General features: G+C 72.4%; 3 protein-coding genes. 2 read left to right on the top strand and 1 reads right to left on the bottom strand.

Annotation, left to right across the window (positions count from 1 at the left end):
• Positions 1–3 precede the first annotated feature (3 nt).
• Together ACWELJ_RS15465 and ACWELJ_RS15460 are read left to right on the top strand one after the other, a co-directional pair.
• Positions 4–5073: an amino acid adenylation domain-containing protein gene (locus ACWELJ_RS15465; RefSeq protein WP_452366809.1), complete on the top strand. Its 5070-nt coding sequence runs from the start codon at positions 4–6 to the stop codon at positions 5071–5073.
• Entirely contained in the window at positions 5070–9722 is a 4653-nt protein-coding gene (locus ACWELJ_RS15460; protein WP_452366808.1) for an amino acid adenylation domain-containing protein, read from the top strand. Before ACWELJ_RS15465 ends, ACWELJ_RS15460 begins: the two co-directional genes overlap by 4 nt.
• Positions 9723–9784: 62 nt before the next feature.
• Here ACWELJ_RS15460 and ACWELJ_RS15455 read toward each other — a convergent pair.
• Positions 9785–10542, bottom strand: a 758-nt coding sequence (locus ACWELJ_RS15455; RefSeq protein ID WP_452366807.1) for an AMP-binding protein, incomplete at its 5' end; no start/stop codon positions are given.

The raw sequence follows: 10542 nt of genomic DNA, 5'->3' as shown, positions 1-10542 counted from the left end.
CTCATGTCAGACACCGATGCCACCGTGACCGTGGCCGGAACCTCCGTCGCGGACCGCCGCCGGGAACTGTTGCGGCGCAAGCTGGCCGAGCAGGGTCTGGCCGTCGACGCCGCCGCCCCGGCGCGCCGCACCGCGGCGGGGGAGCGGCGGCCGCTGTCGGCCGGTCAGCGCCGCATGTGGTTCCTGCAGACCCGTGATCCCGAGGACACCACGCTGAACATCTGCGTGGCGTACCGGCTGACCGGCGCGCTGGACGAGGAGCGGCTGCGGCGGGCGGTGGCGTCGGTGTTCGCCCGGCACGACGTGCTGCGCACCACCTTCGGTGTGGACGAGAACGGCGAGCCCTTCCAGGTGTTCACCGACGACATCACCCTGCCGTGGCAGTCGCACGATCTGACCGAGCTGGCCGAGTCCGCCCGCCAGGTGCGGGTGGAGGTGCTGGCGCGACGCGAGTTCGGCCGCCCCTTCGACTTGGCGACCGAACTGCCGCTGCGGATCACCTTGGTGCGCACCGGAACCCAGGAGTGGGTGCTGCTGCTGTCGGCGCACCACGGCTGCTGGGACGACGACGCCTGGGGCGTGTTCTTCAGCGACCTGAACGCCGCCTACAACGGCGCCGCGCGGTCCGCCCCGCCCGCCCAGTTCGTCGACCTCGAGGTCCTCGACGCCCCCGCCGATGACGAGGCGGACATCGCCTACTGGCGAAACACCCTGCGCCCCTTGCCCGAACCGCTCGAGCTACCCGGCGCGGCGGTGGCCGCACCCTCCAAGCGCGCCGACCGCTGCACCGTGGCCCTGCCCGCCGACCTGCTCGACCGCGTGGACGCCTTTGCCCGCGAGCGCGCGGCCAGCCCCTTCATGGTGCTGCTCGCCGGGTACGCGGCGCTGATCCAGCGCTACACCGCCGCCGAGGACTTCCTGGTGTCCATCCCGGTCACCAACCGCCGGTCGGCCGCCGCCGAACAGCTCATCGGCTACTTCGGCAACACCCTGCTGCTGCGCGAGACCTTCGCCCGCACCCAGACTTTCGCCGGCCTGGTCGAGTCCACCAAGCGCACCTGCCTGGACGCCTTCGCGCACCAGGCCGTCGGCATCGACCGTATCGTCCGCGAGGTGAACCCGGAGCGGGTCGCCGGACGTGACGGCATGGATCAGCTGGTGCGCCTGGGCTTCAGTGTCCGCAAGAGCGCCGACGGGTTCGCGCTGCGCGAGGTCTCCTCGGTGCAGCTGGACGAGCTGGGCGCGCCGACCGCGCAGGTGCCGCTGGCCCTGGCCGTCGTCACCGAGAGCGCGCATGGCGCGGTGCTCGAGGCCGAGTACCAGGTGGACGTGCTGTCCGAGCCGCTGGTGCGGCGCATGCTGGAACACTTCGTGCGCCTGCTGGATCGGGCGCTGAGCGCGCCCGCCGCCCGTCTCGCCGACCTCGACATGCTGGGCGGCGACGACCGCACCGCGATCCTGGCGCAGTCGCGCGGCGCGCAGGTGCCCTCGGACGACACCACCATGGTCGACCTGTTCGAGGCCGCCGTCGCCGCCGGACCCGAGACTCTCGCCCTGGTGTCGGACGAGACCGAACTCACCTACGCGGACCTGAACCGCCGCGCGAATCGACTGGCGCACTGGCTGATTCGCGAGGGTCTGGGCGGCGAGGACATCGTCGCGCTGCGCATGAGCAATTCGGTCGAGTTCATCGTGGCCGTCTACGCCGTGCTCAAGGCGGGCGCGGCCTACCTGCCCATCGATCCCGCTTACCCGGACGACCGCATCGACTACTTGGTCGCCGACGCCGCCCCGCGGCTGGTGCTGGGCCGGGTCGAGCTCGACGCCGCGGAGCAGGCCGCCGCCGGTCTGCCCGACACCGACCCCTCGGACGCCGACCGCGTGCGTCCGCTGCTCCCGGCCAACCTGGCCTACGTCATCTACACCTCGGGGTCGACGGGCCAGCCCAAGGGCGTCCCGGTCTCGCACGCCGCGATCGCCGAGCACGTGGTCAGCTTCACCGCAGAATGGGGCATGACGTCGGAAGACATACTGCTGCAGTCGTCCTCGGTGTCCTTCGACGCCTCGCTGCTCGACATCTTCGTCACCCTCGCGCTGGGCGCGCGCCTGATCGTGCCCAAGCCGGAGGCGTTCCGTGACATCCGCTACGTCGCCGACCTGATCACCCGCCGCGGCGTCACCGTGCTGCACATGGTGCCGTCCATGCTCAGCACCTTCCTGCTGCTGCCCGAGGTGAGCGAGTGGCGCGCGCTGCGTCACGTCCCGGTCGGCGGCGAGGCGCTGCCCGGTGAGGTGGCCGACAAGTTCGCGACCGTCTTCGACGCCGAACTGCGCAACCACTACGGCCCGACCGAGGCCGTCGTGTGCGCCACCCATCAGCCGGTGTCGGGCCCGCAGGGCACCGGGATCGTGCCGATCGGCGTCCCCAACCAGAACGTGCACGCCTACCTGCTCGACGACGCCCTGCAGTTGGTGCCGGCGGGCGTGGTCGGCGAGATCTACCTGGGCGGTGCGCAATTGGCGCGCGGCTATCTGGGTCGTCCGGCCCTCACCGCGAGCCGTTTCGTCGCCGACCCCTTCACGCCGGGCGCGCGACTGTACCGCTCCGGAGATCTGGCCCGCCGCAACGAGTTCGGTGAGATCGACTTCGTGGGCCGCGCCGACGAACAGGTGAAGGTGCGCGGCTTCCGCATCGAACTCGGCGAGGTGGAGTCGGCGCTGGCCGCGCACCCGGCCGTCGGCCACTGCGTGGTCGTGGTGACCGAGGATCCGGCTGTCGGCGCGCAGCTGGCCGCCTACCTGGTGCCCGCCGCCGGCGCGACCGTGGACGTGGAGCAGGTCCGCGCCCAGGCCGCCGCCGCGCTGCCGGAGTACATGGTGCCCAGCGCTTTCGCCGTGATCGACGAGATCCCGCTGACCGTCAACGGCAAGCTGGACAAGCGCGCCCTGCCCGCCCCGGCTCCGGCCGTGGAGCGCGCGCACCGCGCGCCCGCCACCGCCACCGAGCGCCGCCTGTGCGGGATCTACTCGCACCTGTTCGGCGTCCCGGTCGTCGGCGCGGACGATTCGTTCTTCGAACTCGGCGGCCATTCGCTGCTGGCGGCCCGCCTGGTCGCGCAGATTCGCGCGGAGTTCGGCGTGGAACTGGATGTGCGGGTCGTGTTCGACACCCCCACCCCGGCCGGTCTCGCGGCGGGTCTGGTCGCCCGGTTCCGCGACGAGTTCGGCATCGACCTCGACGCCATGGACGACGCGGACGAGCCGGCCGAGCCGGTCGAGACCGTGGTCCCCGCACCGGTTTCCGGCCGTCCCGCGGTGACCGAACGGGAGCGCCCGCGGCGGCTGCCGCTGTCCTATTCGCAGCTGGCCATGTGGTTCCAGTACCGCATGGAGGGCCCCAGCGCGGTCGGCAACCTGCCCTTCGCCGTGCGTTTCGACGGCGGCCTCGACATTCCCGCGCTGCGCGCCGCACTCACCGACGTGGTGGCCCGGCACGAGGCGCTGCGCACCGGATTCGGTGAGCAGGACGGCATTCCGTACCAGGAGGTCCGGGCGGCCGGGGAGGTCGCGCTCGAAGTGACCGGTGTGGATCCGGAACTGCTGTCGGACGAACTCGCCGAGATCGGCCGTTACGCCTTCACCGTCGAATCCGAGCCGCTGCTGCGCGCCCGGCTGCTGGTGCTCGACCCGAGCACCCAGGTGCTGTCGCTGCTGGTGCACCACATCGTGGCCGACCACGCCTCGCTGGGCATCCTGCTCGACGACCTGATCGCCGCCTACCGCGCCCGCGTCGAGGTCGGCCGGGCCCCGGAGTGGACTCCGCTCGCCGTGCAGTACGCGGATTACGTGCTGTGGCAGCACGACGTCTTCGGGCCGGGCACGGATTCCGCGGCGCGCGACTATGGCCTGGCCCAGCTCGAGCACTGGCGCGGCGCGCTGGCCGGCGTCCCGGATCAGATCGACGTCGCACCCGACCGGGCCCGGCCCGCGGTGCTCGGCAAGCGTGGCGAGATCGCCACCTTCGCCGCCCCCGCCGCGCTGCGCACCGGGCTCGCCGCCCTCGCGGAGTCCTGTGGCGCAACCGAATTCATGGTCTACCAGGCCGCCGTCGCGACCCTGCTGCACAAGCTGGGCGGCGGCTCCGACATCGCCCTCGGCACCCCGGTGGCCGGCCGGGTCGACCCGGCCACCGCGCCGCTGGTCGGCCTGTTCGCCAATATGGCGGTGCTGCGCAACGACCTGTCCGGCACGCCGACCCTGCGCGACACCGTGCGCCGCGGCCGCGAGGTGGTGCTGGATGCCCACGCCCACCAGGAACTTCCGATCGAACGTCTGGTGGAGGCGCTCAACCCGGCGCGTTCCCGCTCCCGCAATCCGTTGTTCCAGAACATGCTGCACTTCCGCGGCGCGGACTGGGCTCCGGCGACGGTGACCGTGGCCGGAGCCACCACCGCCACCGTGCTGCCCGTCGACTTCGACGTGTCGTTCCTGGATCTCAATATCTCCGTGAACGTCACCGGCGACGGCGGACTGGCCGTGCGCGTGGTCGCCAATGCCGACCTGTACGAGCCGGAGACCGTGCGGCTCATCGGGTCCGCGCTGGTCGCCACCCTGGAGGCGTACGCGACCGCGCCCGACCGCACCGTGGTCGAACTCGAGGTGCTGCCGGTCGCCGACCTGAACCGGCTGCTCGCGCCGCCCGCGCCCGCCGCACGGGCGCTCGCGGTGGCCACCGGCGACCACGCCGCCACCGAGCGTGCGCTCATCGACCTGCTGCAGGAGCTGCTCGAGATCGACGATGTCGAGGCCGACGACAACTTCTTCGCGCTCGGCGGCGACAGCGTCATCTCCATCCAGTGGTCGGCCCGCGCCACCGCGCTCGGCCTGCCGCTCACCCCGCAGCTGGTGTTCGAGCACCTCACCATCGCCGAACTGGCCGCGGCGGTCGACGCCGCCGAACCCGCTGCCGCGCAAGCGGAGTCGATTCCACAGGAGGAATCCGCACCCATGAGCGCCTCCGGCCTCGACGCCGACGCCCTCGCCGCCCTGACCGCCTCCTGGGGCGCGCGATGACCGCCGCCGCCGGAACCCCGAGCGCCCCGCCGGCGATCGAGGACGTCCTGGCCCTGAGCCCGCTGCAGGAGGGCCTGTTCTCGCTGTCGCGGCTCGCCGGCGACGGAATCGACCTGTACACCATGCAATTCGTGGTGGACATCGACGGCCCGCTCGACCCCGGCCTGCTGCGCCGCAGCGCCCAGGCCATGCTGGACCGCCACCCCAACCTGCGGGCCGCGTTCTGGGACGAGAACGTGCCGCGGCCGGTGCAGATCGTGCCCGTCCACGCCGAGCTGCCGTGGACCGAACGCGATGCGCGGCCCGAGGAATTCGACGACCTCGCCGCGGCCGAACGGCGCGCCCCGTTCGACCTGAGCCGCGGCCCCGCCCTGCGGGTGCTGCTGCTCACCGTGCCGGAAACCGGTGCGCGCCGCATGATCCTGACCGCCCACCACATCCTGATGGACGGCTGGGCGGTGGCGATCTACTTCACCGAACTGCTGGCCGTCTACCAGGCGGGCGGATCCGTCGCGGCGCTGCCGAAACCGCGCCCGTACCGCGACTACATCGCCTGGCTCGGCGCGCAGGACACCGCGGCCGTCACCCGGCGCTGGACCGACTACCTGGCCGAGCTGACCGGCCCGCTGCTGCTGGCGGGCGGCGCGCCGATCGCCGCCGACGCGGTGCCGGAGAAGACGCGGCTGCTGCTGTCCGCCGCCGACACCGAGGCCGTCCGGTCCTGGGCCGCCGCCCACGGCCTGACCCTCAACACCGCGGTGCAGTTCGCCTGGACGGTGCTGCTCGGCCGCCTCACCGACCGCCGCGACGTCGTCTATGGCACCACCATTTCCGGCCGCCCCGACCAGCTTCCGGGCGTGGAGGGCATGGTCGGGCTGTTCATCAACACCGTGCCGGTCACCCACCGCCTGGACCGGGAACTGTCCGTGGTCGAGCAGTGCGCGCGCCTGCAGCGCGAATGCGCGGCCATGCGTGACATCGGCTACGTGAGCCTGTCCTCGGTGCAGCGCGCCGCCGGGCACGGCACCCTCTTCGACACCCTGTTCGTGTTCGAGAACGCGCCCATCGACGACGCCATCCGCACCGTCACCGCACCCGACGGAGCGCGGTTCCGGCCGGTCGAGATGGAATCCCTCGCGCACTATCCGCTCACCGTGGTCGCCCATATGAGCGGCGACGAACTGCTGGTCCAGTTCGAGGCCATGCCCGCCGCCCTGCCGTACCTGCCCGCCGCCGACCTGGGGGAGCGACTGCTGGCCGTGCTGCGGCAGCTGCCCGGGATCGGCACGGCCACACCGGATTCCCTCAGCGTGCTCATCGCCGCCGAGGCCGCGGCCTACGCCTCCACCGCGAGTCACCCGCCCGTCGGCGCGCAGAGCGGAATCGCTTCGCCGGAGCGGGATTCCGGTCGCGACGAAGCCCTGGCGACAGTGGATTCCGCCGCCGGTCCGACCGCCGGGTCGGTATGGGATCTCTTCCAGGAACAGGCCGCCGCGACGCCGGAAGCCATTGCGTTGCAGGATAGTTCGGGTCTGCGCGTGACCTATCGAGAGCTGCGGGAACTGGCCGCCCGGCAGGCCCGCGAGTTCGCGGCGCAGGGTGTCGGCCCGGAAAGCGTGGTGGCACTGGTGCTGCCGCGCTCACCCCGTTCGATCATCGCCCTGCTGGCGGCCTTCGCGGCGGGCGGCGCGTATGTGCCGGTGGACATCACGCTTCCGCCCGCCCGGATCGAATCGATCCTGCGTCAGGCGCGGCCGGCCCTGGTTGTCACCGACTCCGGCACCCGTGACCACCTCGATCCGCAGGATTCACTGTTGACCGGTGGGGGTGCCCGGCCGGTCCTGCTGGTCGATCCCGTCGTCACGAACGATCCCATTACCGGGAACCGTGATTCGGCTGACCGCGTGGAATGCCCGCCCGTCACCCGCCATCCGGACCAGCTCGCGTACCTGATCTTCACCTCCGGCTCGACCGGCGAACCCAAGGGCGTGGCCGGCACCGATGCCGCGCTCATGGCGTACTTCGCCGATCACCGCGACCGCGTCTATCGCCCCGCGATGACGCGGCTGGGCCGCCCGCTGCGCATCGCCCACGCCTGGTCGTTGAGTTTCGACGCCTCCTGGCAGCCGATGGTCGGACTGCTCGCCGGGCAGACCATCCACCTGTTCGACGCCGAGGAAGTGCGGGACGCGCACCGGTTGTGCGCGGGCATGATCGCCGCCGACATCGACATGATCGACACCACCCCGTCGATGTTCGCGCAGCTCAATGCCGCCGGTCTGGTGGACCGCGAGCTGCCGGTGCTGGCGCTGGGCGGCGAGGCCATCGACGCCGCGCTGTGGGCGCGACTGCGTGAGCTCGCCCCGCGCGAGGGCGTCGCGGCCGGTGGCCGGGGCACCGCCGTCTACAACTGCTACGGACCCACCGAGACCACCGTCGAGGCCGTGGTCGCACCCGTCGCGGACTTCGACACCCCGACCATCGGCACCCCGAACGCCGGAACCGCGGCCTATGTCCTGGATTCCAGGCTGCGCCCGGTGCCCGGCGGTGTCGTCGGTGAGCTCTACCTGTCGGGTCCGCAGCTGGCCCGCGGCTATATCGGCCGCGCGGCAACGACTTCGGATCGTTTCGTGGCCGACCCCTTCCGGCCCGGCCGCCGCATGTACCGCACCGGCGATCTGGTCCGCCGCCTGCCGCACGGCGGCCTGGGCTACCTCGGCCGGGCCGACGCCCAGGTCAAGGTGCGTGGCTATCGCATCGAGGTCGGTGAGATCGAGACCGCGCTGCGGCGGCTGCCCGGTGTCGACACCGCGGCTGTCACCGTCGTCCGTCGCGCCGGCGGGGCGAGCCTGGTGGGATTCGTGGTGGGCGAGCCCGATCGCGTGATCGACCCGGTGCGCACCCGCGCCGCGCTCGCGGAAAGCCTGCCCGCCTACATGATTCCGGCCCGGGTCCTCGCGCTGCCGCGGCTGCCGGTCAACACCAACGGCAAACTCGACGGTCCCGCCCTGACCCGGCTGGCCGAGGCCGCCCTGGCCGACACCGGCTCCGACACCGCGCCGCGCACCGCCACCGAGAAGGAACTCGCCGAACTGCTGGCCGAGCTCTTCGACGGCCGCGCGCCCGGCGTGGACGACGACTTCTTCGCCCTCGGCGTGGACAGCATCGTCGCCATCTCCCTGGTCAACAAGGCCCGCCGCCGCGGTCTCACCCTGACTCCGCGCATGGTCCTGGCCACCCCCACCATCCGGGCACTGGCCGCCGCCCTCGACGCGGCCGACACCGCCGCCGCCGAGCGGGTCGCGGATTACGGTGTGGTGCGGCCGCTTCCGGTGGTGTCGTGGATGTACGAGTACGGCGCCTACCGGCGCTTCACCCAGACCGCGCTGCTGCGCCTGCCCGTCGGCATCGACCGGCCGGCCATCGAGGCCGCGCTCCAAGGCGTCCTGGACGGCTACGACACCCTGCGCTCCAGCCTGACCGACACCGAGGACGGCCCGCGCCTGGTCACCGCGCCGCCGGGCGCGGTGCGGGCCGCCGACATCCTCACCCACATCGCCGATCCCGCCGACACCGCGAAGGCGGTGCGCAGCGTGGCCCGGGTCCTGATGGACGAGATCGACCCGCGCACCGGCGATATGGTGCGCGCGGCCTGGTTCTCCGGCACCGATCAGGGCGATGTCCTGCTGCTCAGCATCCACCACCTGGCCGTCGACGTGGTGTCCTGGCACCTGCTGATCGCCGCCCTCGGCGCGGGAGCCGCGCTGCCGGAGTCCACGTCGTACCGGGAGTTCTCCGAGCGCTTGGCCGAGCGCGCCGAGTCCGCGGAAATCCTGTCCCAGAGCGCGTATTGGCGCGACCAGCTGGACGCCCCCGACCCGGCCATCGGCCGCCGCATCCCGTACCCGGACACCGACACCTGGTCGTCGCTGCGGGTCGCGTCCGCCGTCACCCCGGTCGCCGTCACCGAACGCGTGCTGGCCTCTCTCACTCGCGACGAGGGCGTGCGCGAATTCCTGCTCACCGCCCTCACCGTCACCCTGGCGAGCTGGCGGCGCGAACGCGCCCAGGATCCCGCGCACGGCGCGCTCATCGCGCTCGAAGGGCACGGCCGCGCCGACGATCTGCTCGGCACCGACACCAGCAACACCCTCGGCTGGTTCACCACCGTGTTCCCGGTCCGCCTCGGCGCGGGCGCGACGGTGGACATCGAACGCGCCGAACAGGATCCGGCGGCGGCGCGCGCCCTGCTGGACGCGGTGACCGCGCAGCTGTCCGCCATCCCGAACGGCGGCCTGGACTACGGTCTGCTGCGCTACACCACCGGCGTGCCGGAGCTGGCCACCGCGCGGCACCCGCAGGTGGAGTTCAACTACCTGGGCCGCGTGGACCTCAGCGGCCAGGCCGCCGACTCGTGGTCGCTGCTCACCGGCCCGCTCAATGCGGAGCTGCCGCTGGATCCCGAACCGGACCTGCCGCTGCGCTACGCCCTCGATGTCATCGCGGGCATCGGCTCGACCCCGGAAGGCCCGCGCCTGACCACGAATTGGCGCTGGAGCGAGACCCTGTTCACAGAGGCGGAAGCCACCCGCCTCACCGAACTGTGGCAGCGCAGCCTGGCCGCGCTGGCGGCCGCCGCCACGCGGTAGACGAAACGAAATCGGCCGCCGACCTGGAAAAGGTCGGCGGCCGATCGGATTCGGGAAAGGATTCAGGCGGCGGCGGATTCACCGGTGTGGCGGCGGCGCGGCGCGGGGAGCATCGGCTCGATGGCCGAAGGCGTCGCGGCGGCCTGAGACCCCTCCAGATCGAGCAGCAGCCAGCCGTCGGGCGTCCACCCACCGTGAATGCCGGTCCGCACCAGGCGTCCGCCCGGTACGAACGGGTCGTCGACGAATCCCTCGGCGGCACCGTCCAATTCCAGCGCGAGCGCCGAACCGCCCACGTACACGCGGCCGGACCGGCCCGGCGGCACCAGGCGCAGCGAGTCGTCCAGCACCAGCAGCCGCGCACCCGGAATGGGCCGCACGCGCCCCGATCCGTCCAGCGGTCCGCGCGCCGCCACGCCCGCGTATTCCGGTGTGGTGTAGGCGAATCCGGTGCAGGAGCCGGGAGCCAGTTCGTGCAGCAGCCCGGACAGCGCTGCCGGGCAGTCGTTTCCGGACACATCCCAGCGGCGCACGGTGGGCAGCGCGGGCGAGGGCAGGAAGGCCAGGTTCGCCAGGACGTGGGCGTCGGCGACCACGTGGGTCGCCGCGCTCAACGCGATGAGTTCGGCCAGGGCGGCCGCGTCGGCCCGCTGCGGCGCCGTGGCCAGGACCAGTGTCGCCCCGTCGGCCAGCGCGGCCAGCAGTTCGACGGCGGCGTCGGTGGTGTCCCATCGGGTGGCCAGCAGCCGCGCGGACCGATCCCCGGTGACTGCACCAACCCCGCCTACCTCGGCTACGTGCACACCGATATCGGCGCCGA

The organism is Nocardia sp. NPDC004582 (assembly GCF_053602115.1).
This window is presented reverse-complemented; position numbering and strand designations above follow the sequence as displayed.